General features: G+C 33.7%; 17 protein-coding genes, 15 tRNA genes and 1 riboswitch. Of the genes, 3 read left to right on the forward strand and 29 right to left on the reverse strand.

Annotation, left to right across the window (positions count from 1 at the left end; all coding sequences use genetic code 11):
* From DWV06_RS02590 to DWV06_RS02600, 3 genes are all read right to left on the reverse strand, one after another.
* The coding region (locus DWV06_RS02590) for a hypothetical protein (RefSeq protein WP_205027746.1) at positions 1-480 on the reverse strand (480 nt) is incomplete at its 3' end.
* Between the two features lie 198 nt (positions 481-678).
* Positions 679-1,062 (reverse strand): hypothetical protein, encoded by a 384-nt coding sequence (locus DWV06_RS02595; RefSeq protein ID WP_115480634.1) that lies wholly within the window; start codon positions 1,060-1,062, stop codon positions 679-681.
* A 16-nt stretch (positions 1,063-1,078) separates the two neighbouring features.
* Complete coding sequence (locus tag DWV06_RS02600; protein ID WP_115480635.1) at positions 1,079-1,306, reverse strand: hypothetical protein; 228 nt, start codon at positions 1,304-1,306, stop codon at positions 1,079-1,081.
* Positions 1,307-1,366: 60 nt separating this feature from the next.
* On the opposite strand from DWV06_RS02600, the gene DWV06_RS02605 reads away from it, so the two are divergent.
* Entirely contained in the window at positions 1,367-1,780 is a 414-nt protein-coding gene (locus DWV06_RS02605; RefSeq protein WP_115480636.1) for a hypothetical protein, read from the forward strand.
* Positions 1,781-1,901: 121 nt separating this feature from the next.
* Here DWV06_RS02605 and DWV06_RS02610 read toward each other — a convergent pair whose 3' ends face one another.
* On the reverse strand, positions 1,902-2,663 hold the full coding sequence (locus DWV06_RS02610; RefSeq protein ID WP_115480637.1) for a Rha family transcriptional regulator: 762 nt from the start codon (positions 2,661-2,663) through the stop codon (positions 1,902-1,904).
* Positions 2,664-2,702: 39 nt separating this feature from the next.
* Complete coding sequence (locus DWV06_RS02615; RefSeq protein WP_115480638.1) at positions 2,703-2,939, reverse strand: helix-turn-helix transcriptional regulator; 237 nt, start codon at positions 2,937-2,939, stop codon at positions 2,703-2,705.
* A gap of 161 nt (positions 2,940-3,100) precedes the next feature.
* Between DWV06_RS02615 and DWV06_RS02620 the strand changes: the two genes are divergently transcribed.
* Both DWV06_RS02620 and DWV06_RS02625 read left to right on the forward strand, forming a co-directional pair.
* Entirely contained in the window at positions 3,101-3,400 is a 300-nt protein-coding gene (locus DWV06_RS02620) for a helix-turn-helix domain-containing protein (protein ID WP_115480639.1), read from the forward strand.
* Positions 3,401-3,404: 4 nt separating this feature from the next.
* Complete coding sequence (locus DWV06_RS02625; RefSeq protein ID WP_115480640.1) at positions 3,405-4,481, forward strand: tyrosine-type recombinase/integrase; 1,077 nt, start codon at positions 3,405-3,407, stop codon at positions 4,479-4,481.
* A 100-nt stretch (positions 4,482-4,581) separates the two neighbouring features.
* Here DWV06_RS02625 and DWV06_RS02630 read toward each other — a convergent pair.
* From DWV06_RS02630 to DWV06_RS02745, 24 genes are all read right to left on the reverse strand, one after another.
* Positions 4,582-4,661: transfer RNA gene (locus DWV06_RS02630), tRNA-Leu, on the reverse strand.
* Positions 4,662-4,712: 51 nt separating this feature from the next.
* Positions 4,713-4,785, reverse strand: a tRNA-Lys gene (locus DWV06_RS02635).
* A gap of 46 nt (positions 4,786-4,831) precedes the next feature.
* Positions 4,832-4,903, reverse strand: a tRNA-Gln gene (locus DWV06_RS02640).
* Between the two features lie 13 nt (positions 4,904-4,916).
* Positions 4,917-4,990: transfer RNA gene (locus DWV06_RS02645), tRNA-His, on the reverse strand.
* 30 nt (positions 4,991-5,020) lie between these two features.
* Positions 5,021-5,094: transfer RNA gene (locus DWV06_RS02650), tRNA-Arg, on the reverse strand.
* Between the two features lie 34 nt (positions 5,095-5,128).
* Positions 5,129-5,199, reverse strand: a tRNA-Gly gene (locus DWV06_RS02655).
* A 36-nt stretch (positions 5,200-5,235) separates the two neighbouring features.
* Positions 5,236-5,310: transfer RNA gene (locus tag DWV06_RS02660), tRNA-Pro, on the reverse strand.
* Between the two features lie 106 nt (positions 5,311-5,416).
* Entirely contained in the window at positions 5,417-5,902 is a 486-nt protein-coding gene (locus DWV06_RS02665; RefSeq protein ID WP_115480641.1) for a metallophosphoesterase family protein, read from the reverse strand.
* The gene (locus tag DWV06_RS02670) at positions 5,880-6,518 is read right to left on the reverse strand and encodes an XTP/dITP diphosphatase (protein ID WP_115480642.1); all 639 of its coding nucleotides are present in this window, start codon (positions 6,516-6,518) and stop codon (positions 5,880-5,882) included. The genes DWV06_RS02665 and DWV06_RS02670 overlap by 23 nt, the downstream gene beginning before the upstream one ends.
* A gap of 10 nt (positions 6,519-6,528) precedes the next feature.
* A complete protein-coding gene (locus DWV06_RS02675; RefSeq protein ID WP_115480643.1) occupies positions 6,529-7,548 on the reverse strand; it encodes an N-acetylmuramoyl-L-alanine amidase family protein in 1,020 nt (339 codons plus the stop codon).
* A 37-nt stretch (positions 7,549-7,585) separates the two neighbouring features.
* Positions 7,586-8,740, reverse strand: a complete 1,155-nt coding sequence (locus DWV06_RS02680) for a THUMP domain-containing class I SAM-dependent RNA methyltransferase (RefSeq protein WP_115480644.1) — start codon at positions 8,738-8,740, stop codon at positions 7,586-7,588.
* Positions 8,741-8,828: 88 nt separating this feature from the next.
* On the reverse strand, positions 8,829-9,131 hold the full coding sequence (locus DWV06_RS02685; RefSeq protein ID WP_115480645.1) for a rhodanese-like domain-containing protein: 303 nt from the start codon (positions 9,129-9,131) through the stop codon (positions 8,829-8,831).
* Between the two features lie 118 nt (positions 9,132-9,249).
* Positions 9,250-9,519: a hypothetical protein gene (locus DWV06_RS02690; RefSeq protein WP_115480646.1), complete on the reverse strand. Its 270-nt coding sequence runs from the start codon at positions 9,517-9,519 to the stop codon at positions 9,250-9,252.
* Positions 9,520-9,842: 323 nt separating this feature from the next.
* Positions 9,843-12,074: a formate C-acetyltransferase gene (gene pflB, locus DWV06_RS02695; protein WP_115480647.1), complete on the reverse strand. Its 2,232-nt coding sequence runs from the start codon at positions 12,072-12,074 to the stop codon at positions 9,843-9,845.
* Between the two features lie 23 nt (positions 12,075-12,097).
* On the reverse strand, positions 12,098-12,805 hold the full coding sequence (pflA, locus tag DWV06_RS02700) for a pyruvate formate-lyase-activating protein (RefSeq protein ID WP_115480648.1): 708 nt from the start codon (positions 12,803-12,805) through the stop codon (positions 12,098-12,100).
* A 63-nt stretch (positions 12,806-12,868) separates the two neighbouring features.
* Positions 12,869-12,950, reverse strand: a riboswitch (ZMP/ZTP riboswitch).
* Between the two features lie 136 nt (positions 12,951-13,086).
* Positions 13,087-13,557 (reverse strand): DUF1700 domain-containing protein, encoded by a 471-nt coding sequence (locus DWV06_RS02705; RefSeq protein ID WP_115480649.1) that lies wholly within the window; start codon positions 13,555-13,557, stop codon positions 13,087-13,089.
* A 224-nt stretch (positions 13,558-13,781) separates the two neighbouring features.
* Positions 13,782-13,855, reverse strand: a tRNA-Arg gene (locus tag DWV06_RS02710).
* A 38-nt stretch (positions 13,856-13,893) separates the two neighbouring features.
* Positions 13,894-13,979 (reverse strand) — tRNA-Leu (locus DWV06_RS02715).
* A gap of 31 nt (positions 13,980-14,010) precedes the next feature.
* A tRNA-Val gene (locus tag DWV06_RS02720) sits at positions 14,011-14,083 on the reverse strand.
* A 45-nt stretch (positions 14,084-14,128) separates the two neighbouring features.
* A tRNA-Asp gene (locus DWV06_RS02725) sits at positions 14,129-14,202 on the reverse strand.
* 15 nt (positions 14,203-14,217) lie between these two features.
* Positions 14,218-14,291, reverse strand: a tRNA-Ile gene (locus DWV06_RS02730).
* Between the two features lie 5 nt (positions 14,292-14,296).
* A tRNA-Thr gene (locus DWV06_RS02735) sits at positions 14,297-14,369 on the reverse strand.
* A gap of 22 nt (positions 14,370-14,391) precedes the next feature.
* A tRNA-Glu gene (locus DWV06_RS02740) sits at positions 14,392-14,463 on the reverse strand.
* 67 nt (positions 14,464-14,530) lie between these two features.
* Positions 14,531-14,602 (reverse strand) — tRNA-Asn (locus DWV06_RS02745).
* Positions 14,603-14,684: the final 82 nt, after the last annotated feature.

Here is a 14,684-nt window from a genome sequence, read left to right on the forward strand (position 1 = left end):
GATTTGTGCGATTCTAGAATCACCGTCATATTTTTGTGCTAATGCTTTTATAAAATCGTGAGCCATTTCCCATACAAGTGGGTTATTATAGTCAGGTGAGTAGCACGTTATTTCTTTGTCTGTGTTTAACAATCCGTCAATTATGTATTCTTTTATTTCAACACCTTTATCAATTAAATATTTGGGTATATCATTTTTTCCTATGCTCTTATTGGGGAAATCCATATAAAATGAAACTATACTTTGTCTCCTGTAAGATACAATTTCATCTAAATAAGCTTCTAGTAAACTCCAATCATATTGTCTTTCTCCTACAATTAAGCTACCTAATGGCATTGGTGCATATTCAAGGCTTAAAGGAAAATCAGAATGTGAGCCTGTCCCCCTATTACCAACAAAGCCTTTTAGTGGGTTGTCTGCTGGTGAGTCTGCATATTTAAGTGTTCTTGTTCTATTTAATTCAGCGTTATAATTTACCATTTTTTATACTCCTTTTTATTCTGTCTTTACATTTATAGTTGTCTGTGTTAATATTTTCCGTAAGGGCATATTTAGGTTCTAAGTCTTATATGTCCTTACTTCTTTTTATTTTGTAACCATATAACTACGTGTTGTATGGTTACATTTATACTGTCTTGCTCCACAAATCTATACTCTGTTGGATTTACTGCCCCCTTTCTATCTAACCAGTTTAATTGCTCCATTGTCATATATTTCATCACCTCCACACAATCTGATTCTTTTACCCTGTCTTTTTTGCTCAAGTATCCGACTTGCTTTCTCATAAATAATCAAAGCTTTCTTATAACGTTTCACAGCTTTCTTGTACTGTTTTTCAATTTTCCGGCACCTCTTTTTTGTGTGTGCTTTTCTAATTCTTTTCTTGCATTTTCTTATTTGCTTTTCATATTTTTTTGCATTTCTTTCGTACTGATCTATCTTGTGTAGGTCGATACCACCATAAACCATTCTGTATTTTTCAATGTCGAATCTTGCATCTGCTTTTATTGGCATCATGATTATTATTAAAACAAATACCACTATAGAAACTATCTTTTTCATAACTCTCACCTTTTCTCTATCTTTTATGTACTTTCCTTACATACTCCTGCGGTGTTTCATGCTTTTTATGTTCTCTTACAAATGATTCATACTGGCAAATAAGACCACTTTGAAATATCATGCATCCGCTAAATGCTGCAGCTATTAAATATAAATTTGAGCCTTTTAAGACTAAGATGCTTATCAATGTGCCTAGAATGATTAATGTGCCTAGAATTAATAAGGCTTTACTAAGTTTTTTCATGTTTTCACTTCCTTTCTATTGTGGTATAATCTCCTTATTAAATAATGGAGGTGTATAACTATGGTTCTTGATTGGAGTGCTACCGCTTCGTGGATTGCTTTGGCTGTTGCAATTCTGGCACCTGTTTTAACAGCTTTTTTAAACAACAAACATCAACTTAAGTTAAAAAAAATTGAACTTTTTCATAATGAAGCGTCTGCGTACTTTTTTAAAAAACGTGATGTTTATTGCGGGTACATAGAACATGCTTCTTGTCTCTTTATTGACCATTCAACACTTGAAAAAATGGCTATATATTCAAAAATGTATCACGAGTTATTCTTATATTGCGATAAAGAAATATGGGAAGACATTGAATTGCTCAATAACCATTTTAATAACAATGTTTTTGATTCAAACGCAAAAGAATTATTCTTAAAAATTACAAAATATTTAGCCGATGAATTAAAAACAACAATGCCAAAACCCATATAACCGCTGTATATATATAGCAATTTTTTTTGTAATTGCTGTACTTTCGATGTACTAAAATTGCGATAATTGCGGATAATGTAACTATTAAAAATCCTATAATATCTGTCATCCTTTACCCTCCTTAAGCTACTCCGTATTTAATAGCCATTTCTTTAATAATTGCCGTGTAACCTTCAACAAGTTTCTTATCTTCTGCAATCACGTCTAAGTTGCTAAGCTTGTCCCTTTTGGATTTGCAAATACCTTCTTCTGCCATCCGTCTTTTTTTATTTGTGAGCCTTATGCTAAGTGCTACCCCATATCTTTGTTCTAGCAGCTTATAACTTTCTTCCCTGATCGCTCTTATGTGTTCATATCCTCCTAAGTTGTGAGCCATTCTGTTTATCAAGTCCGTTGTCTCTTTTCTCCAATCGGTTGGATTTAATGCCACAATGTCTTTGATTCCGTCTACCTTTGTACCGATACATTTAAGTTTCTGGTCTTGCTCGTTCATTTTCTCTTTTACCGCTTTCATTTCTTGGAGATTGAAAATAAGTATGTCTTCCATACAGGTCGGTTGTGTGATGATTTCCTCCATTTCGTGGAATCTCTTTACATATTTTGCTGTGAATAAAATCCCTTTCTCTCCTGTGAATTTATTGGCTAAGAAGTCACAACCTAATTTTGTTACTTTGTAGCATTTGTTTGTTTTTCCAGATATGTCCTTGTAAGTGGATTCTTGAAAGTATTCACTCAACACAAAATCGTGTTCAGTTAAAATAGTGATAATCCCTTTTGTTTTTCCATCTTTAGAACCGTCCAGCTTTTCTAATATTTTTTGGTGTCTCGTTTCCATCATTTCCGCCACTTCTAAACTTGTAATTGTTTGTTCTAATTGTTTCATTTAACCATCCTCTCTTAAATAGTTGCATTTTTTCAACTCTTAGGGCAAAAAAATTTCATCAAGTGTAATTAGATTATCGCCTGCTTTTTTGGCTTCTTTGTTCAAAACATTCAATATGTCTATCATCTGTGGTAAACTAAAAGAGCTTCTTTTATTTACTTTGTGGCTATAGCAAGATGCTTTAACACCAATAATTCCAGCCATTTGCTGCTGTGAAATACCATATTTGTTTCTGTAGTATTCTAGCTTGTAAAACTTGTCCTTTGCTTTTTTCACTTGTAGTTCCTCCTTAATTATTTTTCAGTTGCATTAATTCAACTGTTAACATTAATATAAAACAAAAAATATGCTTTGTCAATATTTTTTTGTTGCATTTTTTCAATTATTTGTATATAATAAGTTGCATAAAGAAAATCACATTAATTAAGGAGAAACAAATGAAGGAATTTAGAGATAGACTTATTGAATTGAGAGGAATACACGGAATAACTAAGGCTGAATTAGCCGAAAAAATGAATTGGAGTAAATCAAAGGTTACCAGATATGAAAATGGTGAAGTCATGCCTAATTCCGAAGCCATGATTGAACTTGCAACAAAATTCAATGTCAGCCTGGATTGGTTGGCAGGATTAGAAGTTTGTGAATACAATAAATATGATGCTATAATAAGAGAATGCAATAAATTAGGCATTACTCCTGAAAAATTACAAAAATTAATTGAAATTGTAAAGGAGTAATATTATGCCCAAAGCTTATTTTAATAAAACAAGATTCCAATGTGATGTTAGATATTCATTGAGAGAAGGGGAGAAAAAACGCAAAAAATCTTTTTATGGTAAAACAGAAAAAGAAGCTGAAAAAAAGGCTAATGTATTTTTGTTTGAATTAGAACGCGGAGATTATTTGGAAGAAAGAAAAGATTCTTTGATTAATTTTCTTAACGAATACTGGGAAATATGCAGTAATAAATGGGAGGATACAACTAGATCACTTTACAAAATGTATATAGATACTCATTTCAAGCCGTATTTTAAAGATGCCCTTTTAAAAGATATAAAACCCATTACATTAGACAAGTTTTATAATTACAAATTAAACAACGAAGAAAATAAAGTTAAACCTATGGGGATAAATACAGTAAGAAAATTAAATGGATTTTTAAAATCAGCTTTCAAATATGCCGTTAAAAATGATTATATTAAAAAAAATCCGGCTGATAATGTAATATTGGCAAAAAAAGAAAAATACACTCCTACGGTATATAACGAAGAACAATTTGGAAAACTTTTAGAAACTGTAAAAAAAACTGATGATGAAATACCCATTGCGTTGGGTGCTGGTTGCGGTCTAAGGCGAGGTGAAGTTTTCGGACTAATTTGGAAAAATATTGATTTTAAAAATAAGACTATTTCAATTGAAACTACAGCCGTTAGATTTGATAAAAACTTAGAAAAAAAACCAAAGAATGTTACTAGCAAAAGAGTATTGATAGCTCCTGATTACGTAATTGATATATTGCAATCCTACTACAATATACATAAACCAAATATTAATGAGAAAGTCATCACAAGATGGATTCCACAATCTTATTCTGAACGCTTTAGGAATCTTTTAAAAAACCACAACTTAGAACATATTCGCTTTCATGACTTAAGGCACTTTAATGCTGTTGCAATGCTTAAATATGGAGTTTCTGACAAGGTTGCAGCCGAGAGATTAGGGCATAGCCAAGTTGGAACTTTAAAAAACATATACCAGCACGTTTTAAAAGAAATGGATGAAACAGCAGCCAATCAAATAAATTCTATCTTTAAATAAAAAAGACATCTTTTCATAAAGGTGTCTATTTTATTGCCGTCAATTTTGCCGTCACTAGCGTTTTTAATATTTTTATAAAGTGGCTTAATGGTACAATTAATGCGGATGACAGGAATCGAACCTGCACGGTCTCCCACTAGATCCTAAGTCTAGCGCGTCTGCCAGTTCCGCCACATCCGCAAAAACTAAAAAATAAGCTGCATCAATCTATTGATACTTTGCTTATTTTAATGAGACATCGGGGATTCGAACCCCGGACAACTTGATTAAAAGTCAAGTGCTCTACCAACTGAGCTAATATCCCATGTTGCTTTCAAATTAAATAATTTATAAAAATAATTTAATTCAAACTGGGCTAGCTGGATTCGAACCAGCGAATGCAGGAGTCAAAGTCCTGTGCCTTACCGCTTGGCGATAGCCCATTATTCATTTTAGGGTGGATAGAGGGATTCGAACCCTCGGCCTCCAGAGCCACAATCTGGCGCGCTAACCGACTGCGCTATACCCACCATACTTAGCCGAGAGTTTCTCTCAACAAACGTGCTCGAAGGGATTCGAACCCCCGACCCACGGCTTAGAAGGCCGTTGCTCTATCCAGCTGAGCTACGAACACACATAAAACTAATCTCGCTTTTTTGCATAAGCAAAGCGGGTGATGGGAATCGAACCCACGTATCTAGCTTGGAAGGCTAGTGTTCTACCATTGAACTACACCCGCATAATGCGTTTTGATATAAAGGTTGTCTTTCGACAATCGGGGTGACAGGATTCGAACCTGCGGCCTCCTGGTCCCAAACCAGGCGCTCTAGCCAAGCTGAGCCACACCCCGATGATTTTTCTTCATCTCAGATTTCCCGTGACGCAAAAACTATTATATGTTATAGCGGAGAAAATGTCAATAACTTTTTTAAATTTTCTTCATATTTTTTTTAATACTATTTTTCGAGATAATTAATCTCGAATTTTGGTGTACCTTCATCATCTGCTTCCATAATTGCATAACTAGGTAAACGGCCATCCTGTCGAGGATAAGAAAGACTACCGGGATTAAGTAAAATAATTCCATTTCTATTTTCTAGTATTGGTTTATGAGTATGACCGAACATAAATATATCAATTCCTCTTGCCATTGCCTCTTTATAAGCTTCTCCTAAACCTTCGTTTACATAATAATAGTGTCCATGAGTAATTAAAACTTTATATTTCCCTATCATTAGCTCTCTTTCTTTTTCAAGACTAGAAAAAAAATCATTATTACCAGCTACAATCTCTACCGGACATTTCAAACACCGACTGATATACAGTTCACTCCCTTCTACATCTCCTAAATGAATCAGCATATCAATATTCTTTTCTCTTTCTAAGACCAGCTCTAGATTTTTATTTTTTCCATGTGTATCACTTACTATTAAAACTTTCATATGTTTCCTTCTTATCTAATATTTTATAATTCATTAATTCTTTTTTCATTTTTAATAAGGCTTTTCCTCTATGGCTTATCTCATTTTTTAGTTCAGGACTAAGCTCTGCTGTCGTACATCTAAACTGTGGAACCCAGAAGATCGGATCATAGCCGAAACCATTTTCGCCTTGCTCATGATAGCCTATGCGCCCTTCTATCGTACCTCTTGTCGTAAGTTGAGTCCCATCCGGAAGTATTGCAGCTATGACACAAACAAAACGAGCAGTCCTTAATTCATCCGGAACACCTTCTAATCTATCGATCAGCATTTTATTTTTAACATTATAAGAAGTATGTTCTCCGCCATAACGAGCAGAATAAATTCCTGGTTCTTTATTCAAATAATCAATTTCTAAGCCAGAATCATCCGCTAAAACGATTCCATCAATCAATTTACTGATTTCTTTTGCTTTTATAAGTGCATTTTCCTCAAAAGAATCACCGTCTTCAACAATTTCTATATCAATTCCGGCTTCTTTCAATGAAAAAATATCAGCATCAAACTCACTCAAAATCATTCTAATTTCTTTCATTTTCCCTTCATTTCCAGTTGCAAAAATTATTTTTTGTCTCATCTGTCTCTCCTTAAAATCCTTCTTCAAAAGCACGAAGTATTCCGTTATATATTCCCTGTGCTGCTTTTTGCTGATACTCATCGGTAAGTAAATTTGCAAGTTCAGCATCATTGGTCATAAACCCTACTTCAATTATACTTGCTGGAACTTCTGCCGTCCTAACAATATAAGCCGCCTCATTTCCATCTATAAGTCCCATATCCTTACTTCCCATTGATTTCACTGCTTCATCTAATAAAATTTGCGATAGTTCAAAAGTCCCCAGACCTTTATATTTCTTTTTCTCATTCCACAATACTTGTGTCCCATGTATATAAGATTCATTGGAATTATTATGAATACTTATAAACATATTTGCTTTGGTCGCATTTGCTAAATTCACTCTATGAAAAAAACTAGGATTTTCATCTTTCAATCTTGTATAATAAACTCTGATATCTGTATTATCCAGCATTTTTTTTAATTTTAATACAATATCCAAATTAATATTTTTTTCTAAAATATCACCTGCCGGCTTTCCTGGTTCAGTTCCTCCATGTCCTGCATCAATTACTACGATTTTATCATAAAGTGATTTCGGCTCTACAAAACTTAAATATAAATAATCATCTCTAAATTCAATAATATGCTCATATACACTGTCTAAAATAATTTTAATTGAGGCTTTTCCATCCTTAAATCCATAACTTAAATCTTGTATATAATCACTACTGCCTACCAGCGGATAATTATAATAAAATTTTTCACTCGTTTCAGGTACATGAATTGTTACTGTTTGATTTACATAATCATTATTAATCCTTATATCTCCTCTTCCTATACCTTCCGGCATTTTAATACGGACTTTCCCTTCCACTATCTCCTCTTGTTCCTCTTTTGCCTGCCGCGTATAAAAATTTAACATTTCAACACCAGACATATTCGTCTGATTCTTTGATGGCGTCTTTCCAAAAATACTTATAACACTCAATACCATCATTAATAAAATGCAACAAAAAATAGACGTCTTTTTCATCAAATTTTTATCCATATTTATCTTCTTTCAATGTAGATTATATACTTTCTTCTTAATCATGTTTTGGTCTCTTAGGAGGCTTTGGACCTAAAAATTGGTAAAAATATGTTTTTAACATTCCATTATAAATTTTTCTATTTTTATCCGCTTTCCTTCCCATATATTTTTCCACGTCTTCATAGCTTGTCAAAATATATGCAGACCATGAATCAAGTGCTCGAAAACTATTCCCCAAATCCCCATAAATTTGAGGTAATGCTGTTTTTTCTTCTAATCTCTCTCCGTAAGGAGGATTGGTAATCAAAAATCCATATTTCTTGGGATGGCTAAGCTGTGAAATTGGACGTTCCTGAAAATGTATCAGCTGATCAACACCGGCGCTTTTTGCATTCTCCCTCGCAGCTTTTACGATACTTCCATCAATATCATAACCTTGAATATCTATATCAATATTAGTATTTACAATTTCGTTTGCTTCATCAAATGCATCATACCATTCTTTTTTCGTAATCAGATTTTCCCAGCTTTCTGCTAAAAATCCTCTATTCATTCCAGGTGCTATATTGGCTGCCATCATAGCGGCTTCAATTGGAAAAGTACCACTTCCGCAAAAAGGATCTACCAGAATCCTATCACTCTTCCATGGACTTAACATAATCAAAGCCGCCGCCAATGTTTCTGTCACAGGTGCCATGCTTTTTAATAGCCGATAACCTCTTCGATGTAAAGATTCTCCTGATGTATCTAACGCTGCCGTCACTTCATCTTTCATTAAAAATACTCTTATCGGATAATCGGCTCCATTTTCATCAAACCAATTTTTATGATAACTTTGCTTCATTCTTTCAACCATTGCCTTTTTCATGATTGATTGAATATCCGAAGGACTAAATAATTTACTTTTAATTGAAGACGCTTTTTTTACCCAAAACCTTCCATCTTCAGGTATATATTCTTCCCATGGCAGTGCTTTTGTTTTTTCAAATAATTCCTCAAATGTTTCCGCTTTATAACTTCCTATCTTTATTAAAACCCGTTCCGCAGTTCTTAGAAAAATATTAGAACGGCAGACGGCCTCTTCATCACCTATAAATGTTACTCGTCCATCTTCTACTTTACTTACTTCATATCCTAAATCATATATTTCTTTTTTTAAAACTGCTTCTAAACCAAAATGGCAAGGAGCAATTAACTCATATGTGCGCATATTTCTTTACCTTTCTTCTTTTGAAATCTTAAATATTTCAAAATTATCTAATTATATATTAAATCCCCCTCATAATACTGTCAATGTTTTATTCCAGTTTTTCCATATTATATCCTTGTATTCCTCCTACTAAAGTTTTAACTAAAAAACCTTTTTCACTTAGCTGTTTTGCAGCCATAAAACTTACCCCGCCCCTTTCACAATACAAAATAATTTCTTTATTTTTAGGCAATTTGTAAAGGTTTTCCTCTAATTCTTCATACGGAATATTAATAGCATCAGCAATATGCCTTTGTTTATACTCTTCTTCTTCTCTTAAATCAATTAATATAACGGGATTTATTACTAGATATTTTTTTAATTCTTTTGCATTTATCATTTCAAAGCTCATATTACTCACCTTATTTCAATACAAATATCTTTTATAGTAATAAAAGAACCGACTTAAAAAATCGTATCTTAAGTCGGTTCTCTTCCTTTAATTATAATATGCTTTTTTTGCTTTTTTGTTACCTGTTATTACTTGTAGTATTATTGCTGTTTGAGCCTGAACTTGAATAGTTTGATGATGTGTTAGCACCATTAGCGCCAGTAGTTGAGTTTGAACCCTGTGCATTTCTAGCATTCTGAGAATTTGCATTTCTTGCATTCTGAGAAGAATTTGCATTTCTTGCGTTCTGGCTATTTACATTTTGAGAATTTTGAGAATTGGCATTTCTGCTACTATTATTAGAATTAGTATTGCTAACTCCATTCTGTGAATCATAATTTTTTGCCATAATAAATTGCCTCCTTTTTTTATATTGCAAGATTATTATCTCACTTTCGTCTAATTTTATTCAGTAAAATCTTTAGTTTTTAAATTCTTAAAAATATCTTAGTTTTTTTAAATTTTTTTGTTGCAATTCCTGACAAAATATATTATACTTAGTTTGTAAAAAGAATTTACCCTTCAAAAATTTTTTTTACATTATATAACCCCTTATTAATTATTTATACTCCCCTCATTGAAACAGCTGGTAGCTCCCCTACCAGCTGTTTCTACTTTACTAAGATTTTTAAAATAAAACGGTGGAATAATTTTCCACCGTTTTTCTAAAACTTAAATTGATTCATGAAAAGTTCTTTCTATTACTTCTTGTTTCTGTTCTTGTGTAAGTCGATTAAAGTTTACCGCATAACCTGAAACTCGAATAGTAAGTGTTGGATATTTTTCTGGATTTTCCATGGCATCAATCAAAATATCCCGATTTAAAACATTAACGTTTAAATGATGTGCACCTTGTATAAAATAACCATCTAAAATATGAATTAGATTTTCTTTCTGTTGTACGGATTCTTTTCCTAATGCTTCAGGTACAATAGAAAACGTATTGGACACACCATCTTGGCAGATATTCCTATATGGAATTTTTGCCACAGAATTTAATGAGGCAAGGGCACCGTTTTCGTCACGTCCATGCATAGGATTTGCTCCTGGTGCAAAAGGTTCACCGAATTTTCTACCATCCGGAGTACTACCTGTTTTCTTACCATACATTACATTACTGGTTATCGTAAGAGCTGACAAAGTATGCTTAGCATTCCTATAAATCGGATGTTTTTTCAAAGAATTTGAGAAGTGCGTTACTATTTCGACTGCCAAATCATCTACTCTATCATCGTCATTACCATATTTGGGATAATCACCTTCCACTTTGAAATCGACAGTAATACCCTGTTCATCACGTATAGGAGTGACTTTTCCGTATTTTATAGCTGAAAGAGAATCTGCTACCACTGATATTCCGGCAATTCCAAATGCTGTAAGTCGTTCGACATTAATATCATGTAATGCCATCTGACTAGCTTCATAAGCATATTTGTCATGCATATAGTGAATAATATTAATTGTGTCAACATATAATTCTGCTACATAATCCAGAACTTTTTTGTATCGTTCTAAAACTTCTTCATAATTTAATATATTTTCCTTTAAAGGCTCGATTCCTGGTATAACAGATACGTTCTTCAATTCATCAACTCCACCGTTAATAGCCAAAAGCAGAGATTTTGCAAGATTTGCCCTTGCACCAAAAAATTGCATTTGTTTTCCCACTCGCATCGCAGACACGCAGCATGAAATTGCATAATCGTCTCCATATAAAGGACGCATGATATCATCATTTTCATATTGAATAGAATCCGTTTCAATACTCATTTTCGCACAATACTCTTTAAAAGATTGTGGTAAATCCCTACTCCACAATACTGTCATATTGGGTTCTGGAGCTGTTCCTAAGTTAGTTAATGTATGCAGATAGCGAAAAGAATTTTTGGTAACCAGAGGTTGCCCATTTAATCCTATTCCACCGATAGCTTCTGTAATCCAGGTTGGATCACCACCAAACAATTCATTATATTCTGGCGTTCTCAAATGACGCACTAATCTTAATTTTATAATAAACTGATCAATAAGTTCTTGTGCCTCTTTCTCTGTTATTACTCCGTTTTTCAAATCTCTTTCCAAATAAATATCCAAAAACGTAGAAGTCCGACCTAGAGAAATCGCAGCACCATTATTTTCTTTTACACCTGCCAAATACGCCATATATAGATATTGTATCGCTTGCTGCGCATTTTCTGCTGGTCTGCTAATATCTACACCATATTTTAGAGCCATCGATTTCATCTCATCTAAAGCATAAATCTGCATCTTTACTTCTTCTCTAGTTCTGATACGTTCATCTGTCATAGGTCCATCAAAGGCCGCTAGTTCTTTTTCTTTCTCATCCACGAGGAAATCAATCCCGTAAAGAGAAACTCTTCTATAATCTCCAATTACACGACCTCTTCCATAGGCATCTGGCAAACCAGTCAGCAAACCAACATGTCTGGCTACTTTGGTTCTTTCAGGATACGCATCAAAAACTCCTTCATTATGCGTTTTCCTATATGCATGAAAATCGCTTTCTATTTGTGGATTTAAATGATATCCATATTGTTCTAGAGCATTCTTTGCCATTTTCATTCCACCATACAAATTAACAATTCTTTTTAATGGTGCATCAGTCTGCAATCCAACTATAACTTCATTTTCTTTATCAATATATCCCGGAGCAAAATTATCAATTCCAGAAATAATATTTGTTTCTATATCTAAAATTCCTTTTTTTACTTCTTCTTCAAGCAAGCTGCTACATTTATCCCAGACTTTTTGGGTTTTATCTGTAACTCCTTCTAAAAAACTATCATCACCTTCAAAAAGTGTATAATTTTTTTGAATAAAATTTCTTACGTCAATTTCTTTTGTCCATTTTCCTGTTTGAAATCCATCCCACGCTTTAGTATACATATTATCAAATCCTTTCGTAGTAATTATGATTCAATATTTAATATCATATTTTGTAGTTTTTTGGTTTCTTCTTTATCCATTGGTTCAATATCTTTCAAAGGGTAATCAATTCCCATTTTCTCATACTTCTTAGCTCCGAGTGTATGGTAGGGTAAAAGTTCAATCTTTTCCACATTGGGAATTCCTGAAATATAATCCTTTAGTCTCCTAATATGTTCTTCCGTATCCGTTAAGCCAGGAACAATCACATGACGAATCCAAATAGGAGTCCCACTTTTTTTCAAAGCATCTAAAAAATTTGAAATTATATTGAAATTTCCTCCAGTTAGTTTACGAAACATTTCAGGTATATAGTGCTTTACATCGAAAAGAACCAAGTCTGTATATTCTAGTAGTTCATTATAATCTCCATTTCCATAACCTGCCGTATCAAGGCATGTAGAAATATCTTCCTTTTTACATTGTTTGAAAAGTTCTATTAAAAATTCAGCTTGTAAAAGCGGCTCCCCACCAGAGCAGGTAACACCACCTGTTTCTCCATAATATGGTTGATAACGTTTTAGTATTTTTATGATTTCAGTTACATTCATTTCTTTTCCTGATTTTAAATCCCATGTATCAGGATTATGGCAATATTGGCACCTAAGACTACATCCTTGAAAAAATAGTACAGTGCGAATGCCCGGACCATCCACTAAACCCATGGTCTCAATAGAATGAATCTTTCCCATCAAAACATAATCACCTCTTTCTATATCCAAATTTTTGAAATAGAAAAAGCCAACACTCTAGGCTTCTTCTGCCCAGACGGTCGGCTTTTTTTAATGATTATACTTCATGTGGTTAAATCCACTTCCGTCAGTCATATAATCCATGCCAAAAGTTTAGCATGCTATTTTCTATTTGTCAATTACTATTTAAAAAAATATTAAGAATTATAATTTTATAATATGATTAATATTATCTTTTTGTTCGATTTTTGATACGGAATATGGTTATGGTCTAATGATTTTTACCTTTTATTTAATAGGACAACTAAAAACCATATAGCAAGTCCCATTAATATAAATGGAAAAAGTAAATTTAAAATAAGGCCTAAAACTACTAAACACATTATAACAAACAATACACCTAATAACTTACCATACCATGTGTTTAATTTAAATTTTCCAAATCTTACATCCCATCCGTTATTTCCATACTCTGCCTGAAATCCACCAGTTGAGTTATCTTCTGTATATTTATCTTGACTATAATATGTATCACTATTACTAGTTTTTACATTAGAATGAGTATCTATTATTGTTCGAGCAATTAATCTTGGATTTCCCAATTCTTCCATGACACTTTCTATAGATCTTCCTTTACGTATCTCGCTCGCTATATATCTATCGTAATATTCTAAATTCTCACTAATTTCATTTTGAGAAACTTCACCCTGCAATGCGATTCTTAACTCATCAAGAAATTCTTCTTTACTCATATCTATCTCCTTATCAAATATTATCAAACCTTAAACTCTTTTCATTCTATCACATGCTTATTGTATGGTAAATAAAACTTTCATGAAAGTTTTATGAATTATTACTTAGTTTTAAAAATTTACTCTAAATTCATAAAATCTTAATTAAATAATTCAATCCATTCCTCAATTTTTAAACTGCAAAAAAGCCCTCATCCGTAATACTACAAACAAGAACTCTTAAACGTACGTGAGAAGATTCGAACTCCCGACACCTTGGTCCGTAGCCAAGTGCTCTATCCAGCTGAGCTACACGTACACATATTAAATTAATTTTATTTATCCAATTTCAAATAATGCCGGCGACCGGAATCGAACCGGTACGGGAGATTAGTCCCGCAGGATTTTAAGTCCTGTGCGTCTGCCAGTTCCGCCACGCCGGCATTTTATATTAAGAAATTTACTTAATATAAATGGGACCAACAGGGCTCGAACCTGTGACCCCCTGCTTGTAAGGCAGGTGCTCTCCCAGCTGAGCTATGATCCCATGGGTAATAAATATAAAATTAAACTTAACAAAATACAAGTAAAACGACCCAGATGGGACTCGAACCCACGACCTCCGCCGTGACAGGGCGGCGCTCTAACCAACTGAGCCACTGGGCCTTATGTACTTTTTAATGGACCTTCGGGGACTCGAACCCAGGACCGACCGGTTATGAGCCGGTTGCTCTAACCAACTGAGCTAAAGGTCCAAAAAAGCCGATGATCGGACTTGAACCGATAACCTGCTGATTACAAATCAGCTGCTCTGCCAATTGAGCTACATCGGCCTATCAATAACTCTCATCGAAATGACTCCTACGGGAATCGAACCCGTGTTACCGCCGTGAAAGGGCGATGTCTTAACCGCTTGACCAAGGAGCCTTATTATTTTACTCGGCTATTTTCTTTAACTTATGTTTAAAATGCATTTACATATTTGAATTTTTAACTCCCCGAGTAGGGCTCGAACCTACAACCCCACGGTTAACAGCCGTGTGCTCTACCATTGAGCTATCGAGGATCATAAGGTTTTTATACCTTCAAAACTCCACATGGATTTCCTAGATTGACATGCATCCGTAAGCCTGTCAGACCTTGATTCG

Source organism: Anaerosacchariphilus polymeriproducens (assembly GCF_003363435.1).
GTDB classification, from domain to species: Bacteria; Bacillota; Clostridia; order Lachnospirales; family Lachnospiraceae; genus Anaerosacchariphilus; species Anaerosacchariphilus polymeriproducens.

Bases quoted from the DNA above. Each gene is read 5' to 3' on its own strand.
- DWV06_RS02625 (WP_115480640.1), top strand. From the start codon at position 3,405: ATGCCCAAAGCTTATTTTAATAAAACAAGATTCCAATGTGATGTTAGA.
- pflA (WP_115480648.1), bottom strand. From the start codon at position 12,805: ATGGGAAAGATTCATTCTATTGAGACCATGGGTTTAGTGGATGGTCCG.
- DWV06_RS02610 (WP_115480637.1), bottom strand. From the start codon at position 2,663: ATGAAACAATTAGAACAAACAATTACAAGTTTAGAAGTGGCGGAAATG.
- DWV06_RS02600 (WP_115480635.1), bottom strand. From the start codon at position 1,306: ATGAAAAAACTTAGTAAAGCCTTATTAATTCTAGGCACATTAATCATT.
- DWV06_RS02680 (WP_115480644.1), bottom strand. From the start codon at position 8,740: ATGCGCACATATGAGTTAATTGCTCCTTGCCATTTTGGTTTAGAAGCA.
- pflB (WP_115480647.1), bottom strand. From the start codon at position 12,074: ATGTATACTAAAGCGTGGGATGGATTTCAAACAGGAAAATGGACAAAA.
- DWV06_RS02690 (WP_115480646.1), bottom strand. From the start codon at position 9,519: ATGGCAAAAAATTATGATTCACAGAATGGAGTTAGCAATACTAATTCT.
- DWV06_RS02595 (WP_115480634.1), bottom strand. From the start codon at position 1,062: ATGAAAAAGATAGTTTCTATAGTGGTATTTGTTTTAATAATAATCATG.
- DWV06_RS02665 (WP_115480641.1), bottom strand. From the start codon at position 5,902: ATGAAAGTTTTAATAGTAAGTGATACACATGGAAAAAATAAAAATCTA.
- DWV06_RS02675 (WP_115480643.1), bottom strand. From the start codon at position 7,548: ATGGATAAAAATTTGATGAAAAAGACGTCTATTTTTTGTTGCATTTTA.
- DWV06_RS02685 (WP_115480645.1), bottom strand. From the start codon at position 9,131: ATGAGCTTTGAAATGATAAATGCAAAAGAATTAAAAAAATATCTAGTA.
- DWV06_RS02605 (WP_115480636.1), top strand. From the start codon at position 1,367: ATGGTTCTTGATTGGAGTGCTACCGCTTCGTGGATTGCTTTGGCTGTT.
- DWV06_RS02705 (WP_115480649.1), bottom strand. From the start codon at position 13,557: ATGAGTAAAGAAGAATTTCTTGATGAGTTAAGAATCGCATTGCAGGGT.
- DWV06_RS02620 (WP_115480639.1), top strand. From the start codon at position 3,101: ATGAAGGAATTTAGAGATAGACTTATTGAATTGAGAGGAATACACGGA.
- DWV06_RS02670 (WP_115480642.1), bottom strand. From the start codon at position 6,518: ATGAGACAAAAAATAATTTTTGCAACTGGAAATGAAGGGAAAATGAAA.